This is a genomic window from Cellulosimicrobium sp. E-16, assembly GCF_049913115.1.
Classification (GTDB): domain Bacteria; phylum Actinomycetota; class Actinomycetes; order Actinomycetales; family Cellulomonadaceae; genus Cellulosimicrobium.
In genome coordinates, this window is the sequence record NZ_CP183974.1 from 2188505 (window position 1) to 2206233 (window position 17729).

At 71.5% G+C, this 17729-nt stretch carries 18 protein-coding genes and 7 tRNA genes; 9 read left to right on the plus strand and 16 right to left on the minus strand.

The genetic code is table 11. From position 1 onward, the window contains the following. Positions 1 to 8: 8 nt before the first annotated feature. The 3 genes from treZ to glgX form a co-directional block, all read right to left on the minus strand. The gene (gene treZ, locus ACN9MS_RS09635) at positions 9 to 1838 is read right to left on the minus strand and encodes a malto-oligosyltrehalose trehalohydrolase (protein WP_426311695.1); all 1830 of its coding nucleotides are present in this window, start codon (positions 1836 to 1838) and stop codon (positions 9 to 11) included. Positions 1839 to 1915: 77 nt separating this feature from the next. After that, the gene (gene treY, locus ACN9MS_RS09640) at positions 1916 to 4570 is read right to left on the minus strand and encodes a malto-oligosyltrehalose synthase (protein ID WP_426311696.1); all 2655 of its coding nucleotides are present in this window, start codon (positions 4568 to 4570) and stop codon (positions 1916 to 1918) included. Then, on the minus strand, positions 4567 to 6762 hold the full coding sequence (glgX, locus tag ACN9MS_RS09645; RefSeq protein WP_426311697.1) for a glycogen debranching protein GlgX: 2196 nt from the start codon (positions 6760 to 6762) through the stop codon (positions 4567 to 4569). Before glgX ends, treY begins: the two co-directional genes overlap by 4 nt. Before the next feature lie 207 nt (positions 6763 to 6969). On the opposite strand from glgX, the gene ACN9MS_RS09650 reads away from it, so the two are divergent. Next, positions 6970 to 7185 (plus strand): hypothetical protein, encoded by a 216-nt coding sequence (locus tag ACN9MS_RS09650; RefSeq protein WP_087471935.1) that lies wholly within the window; start codon positions 6970 to 6972, stop codon positions 7183 to 7185. A gap of 3 nt (positions 7186 to 7188) precedes the next feature. Here ACN9MS_RS09650 and ACN9MS_RS09655 read toward each other — a convergent pair whose 3' ends face one another. The 9 genes from ACN9MS_RS09655 to ACN9MS_RS09695 all read right to left on the minus strand — a co-directional run bounded on the left by ACN9MS_RS09655 (position 7189) and on the right by ACN9MS_RS09695 (position 9645). Next, positions 7189 to 7506, minus strand: coding sequence for a hypothetical protein (locus tag ACN9MS_RS09655; RefSeq protein WP_426311698.1), 318 nt, complete (start codon positions 7504 to 7506; stop codon positions 7189 to 7191). A 75-nt stretch (positions 7507 to 7581) separates the two neighbouring features. After that, on the minus strand, positions 7582 to 7905 hold the full coding sequence (locus ACN9MS_RS09660) for a DUF2277 domain-containing protein (protein ID WP_378216815.1): 324 nt from the start codon (positions 7903 to 7905) through the stop codon (positions 7582 to 7584). 52 nt (positions 7906 to 7957) lie between these two features. Further along, complete coding sequence (locus ACN9MS_RS09665; RefSeq protein WP_426311699.1) at positions 7958 to 8848, minus strand: hypothetical protein; 891 nt, start codon at positions 8846 to 8848, stop codon at positions 7958 to 7960. A gap of 58 nt (positions 8849 to 8906) precedes the next feature. After that, a tRNA-Val gene (locus ACN9MS_RS09670) sits at positions 8907 to 8981 on the minus strand. A gap of 23 nt (positions 8982 to 9004) precedes the next feature. Further along, a tRNA-Cys gene (locus ACN9MS_RS09675) sits at positions 9005 to 9075 on the minus strand. Positions 9076 to 9131: 56 nt separating this feature from the next. After that, a tRNA-Gly gene (locus ACN9MS_RS09680) sits at positions 9132 to 9204 on the minus strand. A 156-nt stretch (positions 9205 to 9360) separates the two neighbouring features. Continuing rightward, positions 9361 to 9432: transfer RNA gene (locus ACN9MS_RS09685), tRNA-Val, on the minus strand. A 21-nt stretch (positions 9433 to 9453) separates the two neighbouring features. Further along, positions 9454 to 9524 (minus strand) — tRNA-Cys (locus ACN9MS_RS09690). A gap of 48 nt (positions 9525 to 9572) precedes the next feature. Next, positions 9573 to 9645: transfer RNA gene (locus tag ACN9MS_RS09695), tRNA-Gly, on the minus strand. Positions 9646 to 9889: 244 nt separating this feature from the next. Between ACN9MS_RS09695 and ACN9MS_RS09700 the strand changes: the two genes are divergently transcribed. The 7 genes from ACN9MS_RS09700 (at position 9890) to ACN9MS_RS09730 (ending at position 13246) form a co-directional block, all read left to right on the plus strand. After that, the gene (locus tag ACN9MS_RS09700) at positions 9890 to 10924 is read left to right on the plus strand and encodes a chorismate-binding protein (protein ID WP_426311874.1); all 1035 of its coding nucleotides are present in this window, start codon (positions 9890 to 9892) and stop codon (positions 10922 to 10924) included. Then, on the plus strand, positions 10921 to 11841 hold the full coding sequence (locus ACN9MS_RS09705; RefSeq protein ID WP_426311700.1) for an aminotransferase class IV: 921 nt from the start codon (positions 10921 to 10923) through the stop codon (positions 11839 to 11841). Before ACN9MS_RS09700 ends, ACN9MS_RS09705 begins: the two co-directional genes overlap by 4 nt. Before the next feature lie 54 nt (positions 11842 to 11895). Beyond that, a tRNA-Val gene (locus tag ACN9MS_RS09710) sits at positions 11896 to 11967 on the plus strand. A 318-nt stretch (positions 11968 to 12285) separates the two neighbouring features. Beyond that, positions 12286 to 12423 (plus strand): hypothetical protein, encoded by a 138-nt coding sequence (locus tag ACN9MS_RS09715; RefSeq protein WP_426311701.1) that lies wholly within the window; start codon positions 12286 to 12288, stop codon positions 12421 to 12423. Then, a complete protein-coding gene (locus ACN9MS_RS09720) occupies positions 12417 to 12734 on the plus strand; it encodes a hypothetical protein (protein WP_426311702.1) in 318 nt (105 codons plus the stop codon). The genes ACN9MS_RS09715 and ACN9MS_RS09720 overlap by 7 nt, the downstream gene beginning before the upstream one ends. 33 nt (positions 12735 to 12767) lie before the next feature. After that, positions 12768 to 12968, plus strand: a complete 201-nt coding sequence (locus ACN9MS_RS09725; RefSeq protein WP_426311703.1) for a hypothetical protein — start codon at positions 12768 to 12770, stop codon at positions 12966 to 12968. A gap of 20 nt (positions 12969 to 12988) precedes the next feature. Continuing rightward, entirely contained in the window at positions 12989 to 13246 is a 258-nt protein-coding gene (locus tag ACN9MS_RS09730) for a hypothetical protein (protein WP_426311704.1), read from the plus strand. Between the two features lie 45 nt (positions 13247 to 13291). Here the strand turns inward: ACN9MS_RS09730 and ACN9MS_RS09735 are convergent, their stop codons facing one another. The 3 genes from ACN9MS_RS09735 to ACN9MS_RS09745 form a co-directional block, all read right to left on the minus strand. Then, positions 13292 to 13882, minus strand: coding sequence for an NYN domain-containing protein (locus tag ACN9MS_RS09735; protein WP_426311705.1), 591 nt, complete (start codon positions 13880 to 13882; stop codon positions 13292 to 13294). A gap of 641 nt (positions 13883 to 14523) precedes the next feature. Next, positions 14524 to 15864, minus strand: coding sequence for an NUMOD4 domain-containing protein (locus ACN9MS_RS09740; RefSeq protein ID WP_426311706.1), 1341 nt, complete (start codon positions 15862 to 15864; stop codon positions 14524 to 14526). Positions 15865 to 16184: 320 nt separating this feature from the next. Next, on the minus strand, positions 16185 to 16529 hold the full coding sequence (locus tag ACN9MS_RS09745) for a terminase (protein WP_426311707.1): 345 nt from the start codon (positions 16527 to 16529) through the stop codon (positions 16185 to 16187). 274 nt (positions 16530 to 16803) lie between these two features. Here ACN9MS_RS09745 and ACN9MS_RS09750 point away from each other — a divergent pair, with 274 nt between their 5' ends. Continuing rightward, on the plus strand, positions 16804 to 17334 hold the full coding sequence (locus ACN9MS_RS09750) for a hypothetical protein (RefSeq protein ID WP_426311708.1): 531 nt from the start codon (positions 16804 to 16806) through the stop codon (positions 17332 to 17334). 181 nt (positions 17335 to 17515) lie between these two features. Here the strand turns inward: ACN9MS_RS09750 and ACN9MS_RS09755 are convergent, their stop codons facing one another. After that, positions 17516 to 17707 carry a hypothetical protein gene (locus ACN9MS_RS09755; protein ID WP_426311709.1) on the minus strand — a complete coding sequence of 64 codons (192 nt, stop codon included), beginning with the start codon at positions 17705 to 17707 and terminating at the stop codon, positions 17516 to 17518. Positions 17708 to 17729 lie beyond the last annotated feature (22 nt).

Genomic DNA, 17729 nt, shown 5'->3' on the forward strand with positions numbered 1-17729 from the left:
GAGCGTAGTCACACCCAGGCCAGGACGGCGACCGAACGCGCGGGGAGGTCGACCCCGTGCCGGTGCACGCTCGTCGCCGGGTCCCACGCGGCGAGCACGCGCGGGGTCCCGCCGAGCGCGAGCCGGAGCCGCCGGGGCGCGTCGCCGAGGTTCACCGCGACCGCGACCGTCCCGCGGTCCACGACGAACGCCGGCCCGCCGTGCGGCGCCGACGCCGTCGCCGGCTCCTCGCTCGAGCCGTCGTCGTCCACGCCCCCGGGGCCGTGGACGCGCACGCGCGAGAGGTCGCCCGAGCGGACGTCGGGCCGCGACCGCAGCGCGACCAGCGCGCGGTACCAGGCGAGCAGCCGCGCGTGCTCGCCCCGGTCGCGCTCGTCCCAGTCGAGGACGCTCGCGTCGCGGGTCTCCCGCGCCTGCGGGTCGGGGACGGGCGCGCCGTCGGTCCACCCGTGGTCGGCGAACTCGGCGGCCCGGCCACGCCGGACCGCCTCGGCGAGCTCCGGCTCGGCGTGGTCGGTGAAGAACTGCCACGGCGTCGACGCGCCCCACTCCTCGCCCATGAAGAGCAGCGGCGTGAACGGGGAGACCAGCACGAGCGCGGCGGCCGCGGCGAGCCCGCCGCCGTCGAGCGTGGCCGACGGCCGGTCCCCGAAGGCACGGTTGCCGACCTGGTCGTGGTTCTGCGCGCTCACGACGAACGCGTGCCCGTCGGTCCCCGCGGGCAGCGGGTGGCCCCACGTGCGGCCACGGAAGGTGGAGAACGTGCCGTCGTGCACGAACACGCCCGTGAGGGCCTTGCGCAGCACGGCGACCGAGCCGAAGTCGACGTAGTAGCCCTGCCGCTCGCCCGTGAGGAGCGCGTGCACGGCGTGGTGGACGTCGTCCGCCCACTGGGCGCGCATGCCGCGCCCGCCCTGCTCGACGCCCGTGACCGTGGCCGGGTCGTTCTCGTCCGACTCCGCCACGAGGGTGAGCGGCCGCCCGAGCTCCTGCTCGACCCGGTCGACCCGCCGCGCGAGCTCGGCCAGCAGGTGCGTGGGGGAGTCGTCGACGAGCGCGTGCACGGCGTCGAGGCGCAGCGCGTCGACGTGGAACTCGACGAACCACCGCTCGGCGTTGTCGATGACCCACTCGCGCACCTCGCGGCTGCCCGGGCGGTCGAGGTTCACCGCCGAGCCCCAGGGGGTCTCGTGCGCGTCGGTGAAGTACGGGCCGAACTCCGGCAGGTAGTTCCCGGACGGGCCGAGGTGGTTGTAGACGACGTCGAGCACGACGGCGAGCCCGCGCGCGTGCGCGGTGTCCACGAACCGCTGGAGCGCGCGCGGTCCACCGTACGGCTCGTGCACCGCGTACGGGTGCACGCCGTCGTAGCCCCAGCCGCGCTCGCCGCCGAACGCCGCGACCGGCAGGAGCTCGACCGCGCCGACGCCCAGCTCGACGAGGTGGTCGAGCCGGTCGATCGCGGCGTCGAGCGTGCCCTGCGGCGTGAACGTGCCCACGTGCAGCTCGTAGAGCACCTCGCCCCGCACGTCCCGGCCCGCCCACGCGTCGTCGGTCCACGCGAACGCTGCGTCGAACGTGCGGCTCGGACCGTGCACGCCGTAGGGCTGCCACGGGCTGCGGGGGTCGGGCCGGCCCGGTCCGCCGTCGACCGCGTACCCGTAGTCCGTGCCCCACGGCAGCTCGTGGTCGTAGCCCCACCAGCCGGGCACGTGCGCGCCGACGAGGCGCAGGGGGAGGCGCTCCGCACCCTCGAACGTCCCGGAGCCGGGCTCGGGCAGGAGGAGCTCGACGCTGCGCGCCGTCGGCGCCCAGACGACGGGTCGCGGGCCGGGCACGGCGAGCAGGGGGGTCGACCGGGGCGCAGGGACGCGGGGCGCGGGTCCACCAGGCGTCGGGGTCGTCGGGTCGGCCGTCACGGCGCGCCCCCCGCAGGCGGGGCCTCGTCCGTGCTCGCGTCGACGGCGCTCACGGCGTCGCCGCGGTCGACGAGGAGCGCGACCGGGAGGTCGGCGAGCAGGTCGGCCACGCGGACCGTGCCGGACGGGTGCTCCCGCCCGGTGAGCACGTCGACCCACGCCCCCGTGCCCTGGGGGAGCGCGACGACGTGGTCGCGCCACCCGCCGAGCCGGTCGACCGTGCCCGCGAGCCGCGTCGCGACGGTCACCACGCGCGCGACGGACGCGGCGTCCGCGTCGGCGGCCGTGCGCGGGCCACGCGGGGTCGTGCGCGCGAACGCGAGCGCGCACGGCGTCGACGACGCGACGGGGGCGTACCCCGCGCCCTCGCCCACGAACGCGTCGGCGAGGGCGCGGCGCAGCCGCAGCGCGCGTGCCGTGACGAGCAGCTTCTCGTCGGTGAGCGTGCGCGCGGGCGCCCCGCCGTCGAGCCGCGCCAGTCGCTCCGTCAGCGCCTCGACGTCGACCGGGCGGCGGTTGTCCGGGTCCACGAGGGTCGGCGCGTAGGACTCCGCGCCCTGGTACACGTCCGCGACGCCGGGAGCCGTGAGCCGGACGAGCGTGATCCCGAGGCTCGCGGCGCGCAGCTCCTCGAGGTGCTCCCGGGACCACCGGGCGAAGGCGCGGGTCACGGCCGGGTCGCCGAGCGCGCGGCGCGCGAGGTCGGCCACGGCGTCCTCGTAGGCGACGTCCGGGCTCGTCCACGACGTCGCGACCTTGGCCTCGCGCAGAGCCTTGCGCAGGTAGTCGACGAGGCGGTCGGGCGCGATCGCCTCGTCCGGCGCGCCGTGGGCCGGGTCGGTCCCGGGGCCGACGCCGGGCAGCCACGTGCCCGCCACGGTCTGCCACAGGAGGTTCTCGGCGAGGCCGTCTACGAGCACGCCGCGGTAGGGGGCCGTCGCGGCGCGGACCTCCTCGACGAGGCGCGACCACCCGCCCGCGTCCTCGGACAGCACACCGAGCGCCGCACGTGTGTCCTCGCCGCGCTTGGTGTCGTGCGTGGACCCCGCCGTGAGGGCGTGCGGGGTGAGCGCGGCGAACCGCTGCGCGAACGCGTGCCAGTCGTGCACGCCGAGGCTGAACCGGTCCGGCTCGCCCCCGACCTCGCACAGGCTCACGAGCTCGGTCCACCGGTAGAACGCCGTGTCCTCCACGCCCTTCGCCGTCACGGCGCCGCACACCTGCTGGAACCTCACGACGAGCTCGTCGCGGCGCGGCTCGCGCCGGCGTCCCGCGCTGCCGACCTCCCGGCCCAGCACGAGGTCCACCACGACGTCGAGCGTCTCCGCGCGCTGCGGGTCGAGGCGCGCCCGCGCGCGGTCGGCCGCCTCCTCGACCGCGCGGACCGCCTCGTGCCGGGGCGGCGTGCCCGGGACGACGTAGGCCCGGTACCGGTCGAACGCGACGAGCAGCTCGCGCAGGCACTGGTGCAGGCCGCGCCACGTGTGGTCGCGCAGCCGCGGGTCGTCGTGGCAGACGGCGGCCGCCAGGTCGGTCAGCCGGTGCACCTCCGCGTACAGCGGTCCCGCGACGACCTCGCGCTTCGCCACCTCGACGAGCGCGCCCAGGCCGCCCGGTGTCGCGCCCGTGAGGCGCGTCATCACCGCGTCCAGACCCGAGCGGCCGCCCGGGTCCACGAAGAGCTGCTGGAGCCGCCACGCGACGTCGTACCCCGTGGTCCCGACCGTCGCCCAGTCCGGCGGCACCTGCTCCTCGCCCGCGAGGATCTTCTCCACGACGACCCACGCGCCGTCCGTGCGGTCCGCGAGCCGCTGCAGGTACTGCGCCGGGTCCGCGAGGCCGTCCGGGTGGTCGATGCGCAGCCCGTCGACCGTACCGTCGGCGACGAGCCCGAGCACGAGCGCGTGCGTCGCGTCGAAGACCTCCTCGTCCTCGACCCGGACGGCGACGAGCGACCCGACGTCGAAGAACCGCCGGTAGTTGAGCTCCTCGTCGCCGACGCGCCAGTACGCGAGGCGGTAGTGCTGGCGCTCCACCAGCTCGGTGAGCGGCAGGTCCTCCGTGCCCAACCGCACGGGAAAGACGTGGTCGTAGTACCGGAGCACGCGCCGGGGCTCCGGCGACCCGGGGATCGCGACCTCGTCGACCGTGATCTCACCCGCCGCGAGCACGTCGCCCAGGCGCGCGCCGAGCACCGGCATGAGGACCGCGCCCTCGCCCGCGGACCAGTCGACGTCGAACCACCGGGCGTAGGGCGAGTCGGGGCCCTCCTCGAGCACGGACCACAGCGCGCGGTTGTGCCACGCAGGGGTCGGGACCGCCATGTGGTTCGGCACGACGTCGAGCACGATGCCCAGGCCCGCCGCGCGGGCGCTCGCGGCCAGGCGATCGAGCCCTTCGCGGCCGCCGAGCTCGTCGCTGACGCGAGAGTGGTCGACGACGTCGTACCCGTGCGTCGAGCCGGGCGCGGCCTGGAGCACGGGGGAGAGGTAGAGGTGGGTGACCCCGAGCGACGCGAGGTAGGGCACCTGGCGCGCGGCGTCGTCGAACGTGAGGTCGGGGCCGAGCTGGAGCCGGTACGTGGAGACCGGGACGCGGGGCGGCGCGCCGTGCTCGCCGGTCGCGCCGAGGCCGGGGGTGGCGGCCGTCATCGCAGCGGCGGGCGGGTCAGGACGATGACGCTGCGGCCCGTCACGGAGACCGTGTCGCCCGGGTGCAGGGAGTCCCCGACGTCCACCGTGCCGTCGGTGTCCAGCACGACGTCCCAGCCCTCCCCGTACGCCGCGGGCGGCACGGTGAACTCGAGGGCGTCCGAGTGGGCGTTGAGCAGCAGGAGGAACGAGTCGTCGACGATCGGCTCGCCGCGCCGGTCCTGCTCGGGGATCGCGTCGCCGTTGAGGAACACCATGACCGTGCGCGCGTACGCGTGGTCCCAGTCCTGCTGGTCCATGCGCGACCCGGTGATGTCCAGCCACTCGATGTCGGGCAGCTCGTCGTCGGCCGTCCCGGAGCCGCCTCGGCCCAGGAAGAAGCGGCGCCGGTGCAGCACCGGGTGGTCGCGGCGCAGCCACACGACCCGGCGGGCGAAGTCGAGGAGTGCGGCCCGCTCGTCGTCGAGGCCCTCCTCGCCGCCCCAGTCCATCCACGTGATCTCGTTGTCCTGGCAGTAGCCGTTGTTGTTGCCGCCCTGCGTGCGCGCGATCTCGTCGCCGTGCGCGAGCATCGGCACGCCCTGGGAGAGCAGCAGCGTGGCGAGGAAGTTGCGGCGCTGGCGCGCGCGGAGCGCCCGCACCTCGGGGTCGTCCGTCGGCCCCTCGACCCCGCAGTTCCAGGACCGGTTGTGGCTCTCGCCGTCGTGGTTGTCCTCGCCGTTGGCCTCGTTGTGCTTCTCGTCGTAGGACACGAGGTCGTTCAGCGTGAAGCCGTCGTGCGCCGTGACGAAGTTGATCGACGCGATGGGCTTGCGGCCGCTGTGCTCGTAGAGGTCGGAGGAGCCCGTGAGCCGGCTCGCGAGCTCGGGCAGGGTCGAGGGCTCGCCGCGCCAGAAGTCGCGCACGGTGTCCCGGTACTGCCCGTTCCACTCGGTCCACAGCGGCGGGAAGCCGCCCACCTGGTAGCCGCCGTCGCCGAGGTCCCACGGCTCGGCGATGAGCTTCACCTGGGAGATCACCGGGTCCTGCTGGACGATGTCGAAGAACGCCGAGAGGCGGTCGACCTCGTGGAACTGCCGGGCCAGGGTCGCGGCGAGGTCGAAGCGGAACCCGTCCACGTGCATCTCGGTCACCCAGTAGCGCAGCGAGTCCATAATGAGCTGGAGCACGTGCGGCGAGCGCATGAGCAGGGAGTTGCCCGTGCCGGTCGTGTCGAAGTAGTGCGCCTCGTCGCCGTCGACCAGCCTGTAGTACGCCTTGTTGTCGATGCCGCGGAAGCTCAGCGTCGGGCCGAGGTGGTTGCCCTCGGCGGTGTGGTTGTAGACGACGTCGAGGATGACCTCGATGCCGGCCTCGTGAAGCGCCTTGACCATGGTCTTGAACTCCATGACCTGCTGCCCGCGCGTCCCGTACGCCGCGTAGCCGTTGTGGGGCGCGAAGAACCCGACGGTGTTGTAGCCCCAGTAGTTCGACAGCCCCTTCTCGACGAGCGTGGGGTCGTTGACGAACTGGTGCACCGGCATGAGCTCGACCGCCGTGACGCCGAGCGTCACGAGGTGCTCGATCACGGAGGGGTGCGCCATGCCGGCGTACGTGCCGCGCAGCTCGTCGGGCACGTCCGGGTGGAGCATCGTCATGCCCTTGACGTGCGCCTCGTAGATCACGCTGTCGTGGTAGTCCCGGTTCGGCGGGCGGTCGTGCCCCCAGTCGAAGTAGGGATTGATGACGACCGAGACCATCGTGTGGCCGGCGGAGTCGTCGTCGTTGAGCGGGGGAGCGGTCGCGGTCGCGTCCTCGGCGTCCTCGCCCTCGGTGGCCTCGTCCGCCGGCACCGCGTCACCGCCGTCGGCGAAGCGGTAGGAGAACAGGGACTCGTCGCCGTCCACCCGGCCCTCGATCGCCTTCGCGTACGGGTCCAGGAGCAGCTTGGCCGGGTTGCAGCGGTGACCGTTGGCCGGGTCGTACGGGCCGTGCACGCGGTAGCCGTAGCGCGTGCCGGGGCCCTTCCCGGGCAGGTAGACGTGCCAGACGTGCGCGTCCACCTCCTCGAGGTCGACGCGCGTCTCGGTGCCGTCGTCGCCGAGGAGGCAGAGCTCGACGCGCTCCGCGACCTCGGAGAACAGGGCGAAGTTCGTCCCGGTCCCGTCATAGGTGGCGCCCAACGGGTAGGGGTGGCCTGGCCAGGTCTGCATGCCCCTGAGGATTCCACGCACCCCGGGTCGCTGTCGTCGCAGGAGGCACCCGACTGCGAGTGACAGCGGACACTGCGGTTAAATAGTGTGCCAAGCACGTCTGGTTCCCACGGTGCGGCGCGCGGTCGTCTCGCCTCCTCCCGCACCGACGACGGCGCGCCGCGGACGGTCGTGCATGGCGGCGTGGGACCTGGTAGACCCGTGCCTATGAGCACCCACGCAGACCACCGCGACGACCTCAACGAGTCCGACGTCGCCTCCGCACGACTGTCCCCCCGCCGCGAGGAGGAGGGGGAGGCCGTCGGTGACGTGCTGACCGGAGGGGACGCGACCAAGGCCCCGCAGTCGCTGTCGGAGAACGAGCGCCGGCCGATCGACGGCGCGTCGTCGGGCACGTCCTGGGACGACCCCGACGAGCTCTGAGCGTCAGTCCACGCGCGGCAGCCGGTCGGCGTCGACCGGGATGAGCCGGGGCATCCCTGCCGGAGCCACGGTGCTCAGCGCGAGATAGCGCGCCTCGGCGCGATGGAGGCGGATGTGCTCGTCGACGGTCCAGTCCGGGCCGTTCGTCAGCGACATGCCGCACGAGCAGTCGATCGTCACCCGACCCGTCCCGTCCTCGCGGACCTGCCCGATGGTCACGTGCGCGGACCGCGCGTCCGCCTTCGCGCGACGCATGCTGGCGCTGACGGGTTCGGGGCGCGTGGCCTCCGGCGGCGGGGTCGGGGCGGGTGCGGCACTCACAGAGCCCGAGCCTAGACGGCGTCGCCGAGGTTCCGCGCACGCGGCAGGCTCCGACCGGTGGCACAGCGGGCCGTCTCAGTGGGTATGGGCGATCCCCAGGGCGTGCGCCCGCTCGTGCTCGAGCTCGGCGGCCTCGCGCGCGGCGATGCGGGCCCGGACCTCCTCGCGCCGGAGCGGCGGGACGGTCGTCGGCGGGTTGCGGCGCTCCGGCAGCTCGTCGAGCAGCCGGGCGACGATGGCCGTGACCTCGTCGACCGCCCGCTCGAACGGCTCCTCGGTCGCGGCGCTCGTGCGCTGGATCCCGGTCACCTTCCGGACGAACTGGCGTGCGGCCGCCTCGATCTCCTCGTCCGTGGCGGGGGGCTCGAGGCCGCGCAGGGTCGTGATGTTCCGGCACATGCCCTCGACGCTACGTGCGTGCGCGGGTCGCCACAAGGGCGGTCCGGCCTCGTCAGGCGAAGCGTGCCGAGACGGCGAGCGTCTCGCCGACGTCGACGCGGACGTCCGCGAGGCGGACGCCCGGGGGGAGGTCGGACACGAGGTCGACCTGGCGGCCCTCGACCTTCGCGAGCTCGCCGCGCGCCGCGACGAGCAGCGCCGCGACGACGGGGTTGCGGCTCGACAGCTCGAGGTCCCGGACGGCGAGCACCATCTGCGCGTCGACCTCGGCGGTCGCCGTCGCGCGCACGCTCGCGGAGAGGATGCCCTTGCGGACCCGGGCGAACGCGCGGAGCGTGACGCTGCGGGGTCCCGCCGACTCGAGCGCGACGTCGAGCGACGCGAGCGTGAGGCCGAGGTTCTGGAGCTCCGTCGCGACGAGGCGCCGGGCGGTCTCGACGACGGCGTCGCGCGGCGCCGCGACCCGGACGTGGCCGGTGAGGGGCGCGGCGTCGTCGGGTTCGAGGCCCTCGACCCCCAGCCCGCCGGTGGTGTCCTCGACCCAGCGGAAACGCAGACCCTCGGCCTCGGCCGCCACGTCCACCGGGACGTCCTCCACCAGGAGCGGGTGCGCGTCGACGCGCACCCGGCGCAGGACAGCGTCCTCGCGCGAGCGCACGTCCTCGACGTCGGAGGTCGCGGGGCCGGCCGCGGTCGCGCCCGTCGGCGTGCCCTGGGACGCGCTGCCGACGCGCACGTGCACGCCGGTCAGGTCGACGTCGAGCCGCGCGACGTCCGTACCGTCGAGGTCGGCGTCGATCCGGGCCCGCTCGGCGCCCTGGACGGTCGGTCCGAGCGCGTCGAGCAGGACGGGGCGCAGGCGGGCGAGGAGATCCGAGGCGGTGGTGGGACGCGGGGCACGGCCGAGGGCGAGCACGTCGTGGGCGGGGCGCAGGTCGGGCATGGGCCGAGGGTAGTGGACGACGAAGGCCGCCCCGGGGGAACCGGGACGGCCTTCGTGCTGGTGGGCGATACTGGGATCGAACCAGTGACCTCTTCCGTGTCAGGGAAGCGCGCTACCGCTGCGCCAATCGCCCGGGGTGATGCTGCACTGCATGCGAGGTGGAGATGGGATTCGAACCCACGTATACGGCTTTGCAGGCCGCTGCCTCGCCTCTCGGCCACTCCACCTTGAGACGCGTCCTCTCTCACGCTCCCGCAGGAGCAGGCCAGAGAGTGGGCCTCCGAGCGGATGACGGGACTCGAACCCGCGACCCTCACCTTGGCAAGGTGATGCTCTACCAACTGAGCCACATCCGCGCGGCCGGTTCGTGGGGCTCCTGAGAGCCTTCGTGATCCGGCGCGAAGCACATACTAGCCGACTTCTCGCTCGGACCGTGCATCCGGTCCGGGTGATGGTCGGCACGCGAGAGGCCGCTCCGGACGGTGCCGGGGCGGCCTCTCGCGTCGTGCTCGTGGGCGATACTGGGATCGAACCAGTGACCTCTTCCGTGTCAGGGAAGCGCGCTACCGCTGCGCCAATCGCCCAGAAAGGGTGGTGCTGCTGCGAGGTGGAGATGGGATTCGAACCCACGTATACGGCTTTGCAGGCCGCTGCCTCGCCTCTCGGCCACTCCACCGCGACCTGCCCTCCGCCGCCGCGAGAGCGGACGGAGAGTGGGCCTCCGAGCGGATGACGGGATTCGAACCCGCGACCCTCACCTTGGCAAGGTGATGCTCTACCAACTGAGCCACATCCGCGCGGCCGGACGGGTGAGAGCTTCGAGGAATCGCTTCCTGTCAGCCCCCGGCGTTCCGGCGCGTCCCAGACATTAGTCCACGTTCGCGCCCGGAGTCCAACCGGCGTCGTCCCGTGCGCGTCGGGTGCGCGCCCGGGCTCGTCCGGGTGCGTGCCCGTGCTCGGTAGCGTGGTCCTGTGCCAGGACCTGGGAGAACGTCGTCGAGGCCGGGGCTCGCGCGCTTCGCCGGCCGCGCTGCCACCGGTGTGGTGGAGGTCGTCGACCTGTGGCGCGAGCCGGAGCGGCTCGCCGACGAGGGCCCGTGGTTCGTCGTGGCGGACTTCGACGCCCCGTCTCGCGGCGGCCGAGCGCGCGCCTGGCGGTTCGCGGAGCGCGTCGACCCGGCGGTGCTCGCGCAGGAGGAGGGCGGGAGGGACACGTGGGGCGGGCCCGCGCCGTCCGACTGGGCGAGCTCGATGGACCGGGCGGCCTACGAGGCCGCGGTCGCGCGCGTGCGCGACGAGGTCCGCGAGGGCGAGGTCTACCAGGCCAACGTCTGCCGCGTGCTGTCCGCCCCGCTCGTCGCCCCGGACGGCGGCGAGCCGGACGCCGCGGCCCTCGGGCGCCGTCTGGCGCGGGGGAACCCGGCACCCTATGCGGGCGTCCTGCACGTCCCCGCGAGCTCCGGCGTCGACCCCGTCTGGGTCGTGACCGCGTCCCCCGAGCTCTACCTCCGCGTCGCGGGCGGGGCGGTGACGTCGGGCCCGATCAAGGGCACCGCGCGGACCGCTGACGGGCTCACCGCCAAGGATCGCGCCGAGAACGTCATGATCACCGACCTCGTGCGCAACGACCTCCAGCGCGTGTGCGACCCGGGGACGGTCGAGGTCACGGACCTGCTCGCGGTCGAGCCCCACCCCGGTCTCGTGCACCTCGTGAGCACGGTCACCGGCCGCCTGCGCCCCGGGTTGCGCGGCACGGGGGCGCTGTGGCCGGCGCTGCTCGACGCGACGTTCCCGCCCGCGTCCGTGTCCGGCGCCCCGAAGTCGTCCGCGCTCCGGATCATCGACGCGCTCGAGCCCGTGCCGCGCGGTCCCTACTGCGGGGCGATCGGCTGGGTCGACGGCGACGAGGCGGCGCTCGCCGTCGGGATCCGGACCTTCTGGTGGTCCGACGGCGTGCTCCGGTTCGGCACGGGGGCCGGGATCACGTGGGGGAGCGACCCCGTGCGCGAGTGGGAGGAGACCGAGCTCAAGGCGCGACGCCTCGTCGGCCTCGCCTCCGGCACACTGGAGCCATGAGCACTTCTGCGGCTACGACGCCGACGTCCGACCGTCCGTCCGAGAACCTCGTGATCTGGGCCGACGGGCGACTGGTCCGTCCGGGCGAAGAGGCCCTGAGCGCCGTGGACCACGGCCTGACGGTCGGGGACGGCGTGTTCGAGACGTGCGCCGTGTTCGACGGTCAGGCGTTCGCCCTCACCCGGCACCTGCGCCGGCTCGCGCGGTCCGCCGCTGGCCTCGGGCTCGACGCGCCGGACGAGCAGCGCGTGCTCGACGGCGTCACGGCCGTGCTCGCGGAGGCCGACGCCCGGACACGGGCCGGGGCAGGCGGCGTCGGGCGCCTGCGCATCACCGTGACCGCCGGTGTCGGCCCGCTCGGGTCCGGCCGGACGCCCGGCGCGCAGACGGTCGTCGTCGCCGCGGGCCCCGCGACCATCAGCCCCACCGGGCGGGCCGTGCGCTCACCCTGGACGCGCAACGAGCGATCGGCCGTCGCCGGGCTGAAGACGACGTCGTACGCCGAGAACGTCGTCGCGCTCGCCGACGCCGTCGCGAAGGGGGGCGACGAGGCGCTCCTGGCGAACACCGCAGGCGACCTGTGCGAGGGCACGGGGGCGAACGTCTTCGTCGAGCGCGGGGGCGAGCTCGTCACCCCGCTCCTGGCGTCCGGCTGCCTCGCCGGCATCACGCGCGAGCTGTTGCTGGAGTGGGCCGCGGAGGACGGGCTGCCGGTGCGCGAGGCCCGCCCCGGAGAGCTGCCGTTCGCGGTGCTCGACGAGGTGACCGCGGGGGAGGCCGCACTGCTCCTCACCGGCTCGGTCCGCAACGTCCAGCCCGTGACCTGGCTCGACGGCGTCGACGTGGCGGCCGGAGACCTTTCGGTCGCCGCGCGCGAGCTCTTCGAGCGGCGCCGTCGCGAGCGCCTCGACCCCTGATCGGGGCCGGTTTTTCGATCCGGTCCGTTTCAGGCTAGTATCGACCTCGCACTCGGGCGATTGGCGCAGTGGTAGCGCGCTTCGTTCACACCGAAGAGGTCACTGGTTCGAACCCAGTATCGCCCACGAGTATCACCGCAGGTGAGAGGCGCTTTCCCGCAAGGGGAGGCGCCTCTCGTGCGTGATACGTGCGGAACCGAGGATCAGTAGCCACGAACACTGGGCGCGAGGGCTGTCACAGACGACAAAACGCCCCGCCCGGTGCTGGAACACCGAACGGGGCCGGCCATCACCTAGTAGGAGGCAACGGCCATGAGCAACGCTACTGCGCGCCCGACGGAAGAGAGCGGGAGCAACGAGGTTCGTGACATCGACACCCACGTTGGGCGAGTCATCGCCACGAGACTCCGCGAGATGGGCGTGAGCCAGCGGCACACTTCCGCAGTGCTCGGAATCCCTCGCTCCACGTTCAACGACCACCTGACCGGCCGCTCCTCGATGTACGTCGAGGAGCTCGCTGCGGTGCTCGACTTCACGGGGATGACGGCCCGTGAAGCGTTCGGTGGCGAGCAGTCGTGCTGACCCTCATCGCGAACGATCCGAGCCCGTCAGACGGTCGGTTCTACGACTTCGAGCATGCCTACCTTTCGGGGCTGACCGACGGCGCCGAGCGCGAGCGGCAGAACTTCGCGTCGCTCATGACTGAGGATCAGGTGGAAGTACTCCGAGCCATGGGATTCGCGGCCGACGTCCCTGCCGTTCAGTTGGGCGTCGAGACCGAGGACAGCATGATCGCGATCGTGATCCGCCGTCGCGCGATTGAACTCCTCGAGCTCGCCGAGACGGTCGACCTAGAGCGCCGGCGTCGCGCGATCCACGCAAAGGAGGTCTAGCCGGTGCAGCGGGTCGTAATAGGGTCCGGGTGCATGGCGACGTACGAGATCCAGGCAGTCAGCTTCGACATCCCCGGCGCCGCCCTGGCGACCGGGCTCAGTGAGACCACGCTCCGTGACGCCGTCCGCAAGGGCGACCTCGCGGCGCACTACTCGGGGACGAAGCCGGTCATCGAGAGGGAGGAACTGCGGGCGTTCATCCTGGCTCTGCCGTCGGAGCGGCCGAGGCGCTGACTGGGCCTAGAATCGAACGCATGTTCGAAGATACGGGTCGGCCGCTCAACTGTGAGCAGCCGGCCCGTGTCCCGCTCAAGCCCCAAGGGGACCGGCCCGTCATCGTCCGCACCCTGTGGCGCGACCGGGAAGAGTTCGTCCCCGGTCGGGCGATCCGGTGGACCGCAGAGCACGTCATGGTGTGCTGGCTCACCGACCCGGCAGAAGTCCGGTCCGAGATGTGCTGCTGGTTCCGCGCCGACGACGTGTCTTCCTCTCTGCCGAAGAGACGGCAGTGAGATCGCGCCCAGGCAGGCAGTGCGCGACACGCGCCGGTAGTTCGTTCAAGTGCGATATTCGCGAGTATCGCGGACGGCCTCGAAGTCGGCTGCATCGAGTTCGTGATGCCACAACTTCGGTAGTCGCAGTCTCGAAGATCCGTCCCAGCCTGCCACCTCGACGTGTCCCATCTTGTATTCCCGAACCATCTCGATCGGGGGTAGGAGGTCCGTGTCACGAGAGAAGACGATGAAGACGTCGTAGGAGCTTTCGTACGCAAGTCGGATCAGGTCGATGGCGAGTTTGACATCGATACCCTTCTCGCGAGGCGACTCAGCACAAGTTGCCTCACCGTAGTCCCGCGGATACCAAAGTGGTCTTCGGATGACATCGACCTTTGGATCGCTGATCCATGCGCTGAACTGCTGGTCGTTCACCGAGGCAAGCGTTGGCTGTTTGCGAGCGTCGGGTCGCCCTCGGTAGACACGAACGTGGGCGACTTCGCCACCGGGTGCCCTCTTCTCCACAACCTTCTGAGCAAGCATGGATGGATCTAGCAGGCACTCGTGCAGTGGAGAGAACGCATCGCAGTACCGCTCATGCCCGGAGGCGTGCGCGTTCTGGTAGTCGATGAGGACAGCGACCTGCGGCTTCATCGCGCAGCCCGACAACAAAAAAGCCCCGCCAGTCCTCTGGAACAGAGGAGGGCGGGGAGCAATACGAACATGTTAGGCACTCGGCACCCCCGCAGTCAAACTGTGGGACCCAAGCGTGCCCTAGATCACGCGAGTTGTCAGCCCCCGACCCGCGTGAAAGGCGAGTCGGGGGCTTCGTCTTCAGGCAGGGGCCATCGGCCCCCAGCCGGGCGGGCGGCGGATACCACGCCCCGGCACGCTCCGAGTGCGCGAGGTCGAGCGCAGAAGCGAGCTCACGAGCGACGTGCCCCCGAAGACCACGGTGAGGGCGGGTAGGAACTCCTCCGTCTCACCGTCCAGTGGCACCCCGAAGTAGGACGAGCCCGGGCGGTCCCACGTCACCTCGAGCGCCGACCCGTCGTCGGAGCTGGCAACCCAGGCATGGTGCGCCTTCACGCCCTCGAAGAGGGCGACACCCTCCACGTAGTACCAGCCCAGGTTGTGAGCCGCGAAATGCGACGCGTTGTAGAAGCACCGCCCCGGCAACCCGCGTCCCACGCGAAGTGAGGGAACTCGAACCTCCCGGTACTCGCGTCCGTCGCGGCGCAGGACCCCACACTCTCCCGTCGAGACATCAACCGACCAGTGGACGCTAGTTAGCCTCACGCTGCCGCCTGCCTCGCCCGCTGGGCACGCTTAGCCACCGTCGCCTCAGCAAGCTTGCACGGACCGCAGCGGCGAGGGACCGGACCCTTAGGTGCAAGCTCGAACTGCCCACCGCACGCCTCACACGTGGCGTCGGGTCGAGGAGTGCGGCGTTGCGCCATGTACTCCCGGTGAATGCGGTTCCGCTCCGCCCGGGCACAGTCAGGGCATCGCAGGAACGCGCGACCGAGCCCGGGATGCTGCGGGACCGACACGCCACACCCCACGCACGCCGTCTCCGGGAGCTTCATCTCGCCGGTCTTCGCGCGGTGGCGACGATCCTTCGCGACAGCCTCAACGGCCCGGCACGGCTCACAGCGGGCCGGCATCCCACCCGGGCCAGACTTCACGATCTCGGTGGCGCAATCGCGGCACGCTGCCCGACGCTCAGCAGGCTTCCGCTCACCGCGATGACGCTCGCGGTACTTCTCAGCCTGCAAGCGCCGAGCCTCACGGTTGCAGTCGTCACACCGCCGCTTCTGCCCACCCACCGGGGAGAGTGCGAGCGTTACCCCACAATCCTCACAGAGACCCGTTGCCTCACGGAGAGTCATCCCGCGACTCTCCTTGTAGCGCTTCATCGCACGACGATCCGCCTCGCGCCGGGCCAACTGCGCGCACAAGAAGCACCGTGAAGGCGTCCGTCCGTGACCGTTCAAAGGCGGCAAGTCGCGACCACAGTCCCTGCACGAGACCAGGCGCACAGTCTCAAGCTCCGTCGGAGTGAAGTCCTGAGCACCGTTCGCCACCGCGCACTCGGTGCACCACATCGGCCGGGGACCGTGCTTCTCCCACCAGAACTCGTGACCGCAATCCGTGCACTCCACCGTGTTCAACCCGGCAGGCAACGGTCCCGACAGACCCAGGCGTCGGCAATCAGGGCAGAACCTCTCGCCCCACTCGCCGAGCCACAGGTCGGCGTAGTTGTGTCCGTTCGGGCAGCGGGTAGATGCACCCGCCGCCTCCTCGCGTCGCGCCCTTGCCTCATGATCCGCAGTGACGTCATCCCGGGTTCCGTACGCCAGGTTCTCGAGGCGGTCGTCAGTCGTGACCCCGTTCAGACGCCGCACCTCCGCCCCCAACGGCCTCGGGCCAAGGAAGGCCAACGCCACCAGAGACCCAACCCGCCGGCACCGACGACGCCCCTCAAGCCGAAGCCCCAGCGTCTGGAACCCGCACGGCCCCATCGACGGCTTCATCACATGGGCCTCACCGGACCGCAGAGACCGCACACGGCCATCGTTGCTTGCTTCGTACCCGTCAGCGCCCGGGATCGGACGCCACTCAATCTGTTCCACAGCATGCTCCTACGAGAAAGGCCCGCACGACGGCGGGCCTGGCATGGAGAGGCGCGGACGACCGGCCTCCGGGGGTATGTGGTTGCGTCAGAGACGCTGGCGACGATCCGGAAGGGCAGGGCGAAGGCCAACCCTCACCTGCTCCGCCCGCGCCCCCTGCAACGCATCCACAGGGGTCAACAGGTCGCGGTGGGACAGTGCGAAGTCGAACCGCTCACGACGCCACACCGCGAACGCCTCCTCGAGCGTGCCGCCCCAATCGAGCCGGTCAAAAGACCGGATCTCCCTAGGCACGGGATCATCCGTGCGAGGCCGGCGCCTCAAGACGCACGACCCATCGGATACACGCCCCGCACCCGGCGAGCCGACGGCAAGTTGTCGTCCTCGAGCCCCGGCACGGACAGGGTCGCCAGTAGGCGAGCGAGAGCCAGCTGCTGCTGACGAACCTCAGCGATCCCCGGGTGCAGACGCTTGCCCTGGCTCGAGGAGATCATCACGCCGTTACGCGCGACCTCGTCCCGCAGTTCGGCGATGCGGTCACGCACACGAGCCGCCTCATCCAGCAACGCAAGCTCATGCTCCGCCAGCTCGAAATCACCAGACACCGCGGCCCACAGCCGCTTCCCCGCAGCACCCAAGCCGCGAGGAGTCGTTGGCTTCTCCATAGTCGTCCTTCCATCTAGGCAGTCGGGGCTCTCTGCGGCCCGTGAAGGCACGCGAAACAGCCCGAGTTACAGGCACTTCAAGACGCCCTGAACGGCCCCACAGCGGCCATATGACGGCCTTCCCGGGGCATGCAAGGGCTCATCGTTTAAGAGCTCGGGGAGGTAGCGCAGCACCTGATCTTGCGACTGATGGCCCCGGGGCAGGGGGGTGGTGCCACCCGCTCTTCGGCCACCGAGGATCGCTCGTGTCGGACCCTGCCTGTACCTTCCGGCCATGGATCTTGACGGGGTTGGTTCGGTCGCCGCTGCCGTGGTTGCTGCTGTTGCGTTGTTCGTTGCGTTCCGCGCTCGTGGCGACTCGCGGCGTTCGGCGGACGCGTCGGATCGTTCGGCTGATGCTTCGGATCGCAGTGCTGTTGCTGCTGAGCGAGCAGCCGAGATCACGGACCTTGAAGCGCGGCGTCGTGTCGAGCGATCGGATGTGGCTTGGGAGCGCGTCGAGGTTCCCGAAGAACCTGGTCTGGTTCGCTTCCAGAATGTCGGCACTCACGCTGCGTTCGACGTGACCGTCGTCCTGACGATCAACGACGAGAGGGTCACCTTGAGCCCAGGCGAGGTCCCCCCTGGCGCGTACTTTGAGCACGACGCCAGGGGGGCCTACTGGGAAGCGGAACGGGAGAGGGACCGGAAGGATGCCGAGTTCGCGGGGTCTGGGATCCTTGCCGTCTTCTCGACACGCTTCGACGTTGGTGCCCGCATCAGCTGGCAGTCGGAGTTGGGCAACCCGGGGATCGTGACCCTCTAGGTCCCGAGGTGTCGATGTAGCTCCCACCTGGTGAGAGTCCAGACCACGTTCAGCGTCGTCCAACCGCATGTGCATTCGGCCCAGGCTTGGCTGCCTCGGCTTCGTATCGGTGACGGGATCGCACGCATGGTGACTGTGTGATCACCGCTTCCGAAGGTGGCTGCTCGTCGAGGGTTCCGGTTCACGCAGCCTCGTCGGGCCGCGGAACTGGGATGCCGTTGACTGAGACGAGGCGCCCGAACTTGTCGTAGAGGTGGACGGGCAGGTTGTCGTCGATGGGGTGGCCGTTGTGGTCGACCTTGGGTCGCAGTGCCTGCTTGGCTGCGATGGATCGTTCGATGCGGGCCTGGGTGCCGAGGTTCTCGTCGTTCATGGGTTCTCTCCTTGTGGTCGTG

What these genes read in the sequence shown, in the direction of transcription:
- treY (WP_426311696.1), bottom strand. Translation starts at nt 4,570, where the DNA reads ATGACGGCCGCCACCCCCGGCCTCGGCGCGACCGGCGAGCACGGCGCG.
- ACN9MS_RS09730 (WP_426311704.1), top strand. Translation starts at nt 12,989, where the DNA reads ATGTTCGAAGATACGGGTCGGCCGCTCAACTGTGAGCAGCCGGCCCGT.
- ACN9MS_RS09745 (WP_426311707.1), bottom strand. Translation starts at nt 16,529, where the DNA reads ATGGAGAAGCCAACGACTCCTCGCGGCTTGGGTGCTGCGGGGAAGCGG.
- ACN9MS_RS09660 (WP_378216815.1), bottom strand. Translation starts at nt 7,905, where the DNA reads ATGTGCCGGAACATCACGACCCTGCGCGGCCTCGAGCCCCCCGCCACG.
- glgX (WP_426311697.1), bottom strand. Translation starts at nt 6,762, where the DNA reads ATGCAGACCTGGCCAGGCCACCCCTACCCGTTGGGCGCCACCTATGAC.
- ACN9MS_RS09650 (WP_087471935.1), top strand. Translation starts at nt 6,970, where the DNA reads ATGAGCACCCACGCAGACCACCGCGACGACCTCAACGAGTCCGACGTC.
- ACN9MS_RS09735 (WP_426311705.1), bottom strand. Translation starts at nt 13,882, where the DNA reads ATGAAGCCGCAGGTCGCTGTCCTCATCGACTACCAGAACGCGCACGCC.
- ACN9MS_RS09725 (WP_426311703.1), top strand. Translation starts at nt 12,768, where the DNA reads ATGGCGACGTACGAGATCCAGGCAGTCAGCTTCGACATCCCCGGCGCC.
- ACN9MS_RS09705 (WP_426311700.1), top strand. Translation starts at nt 10,921, where the DNA reads ATGAGCACTTCTGCGGCTACGACGCCGACGTCCGACCGTCCGTCCGAG.
- ACN9MS_RS09665 (WP_426311699.1), bottom strand. Translation starts at nt 8,848, where the DNA reads ATGCCCGACCTGCGCCCCGCCCACGACGTGCTCGCCCTCGGCCGTGCC.
- ACN9MS_RS09755 (WP_426311709.1), bottom strand. Translation starts at nt 17,707, where the DNA reads ATGAACGACGAGAACCTCGGCACCCAGGCCCGCATCGAACGATCCATC.
- ACN9MS_RS09750 (WP_426311708.1), top strand. Translation starts at nt 16,804, where the DNA reads ATGGATCTTGACGGGGTTGGTTCGGTCGCCGCTGCCGTGGTTGCTGCT.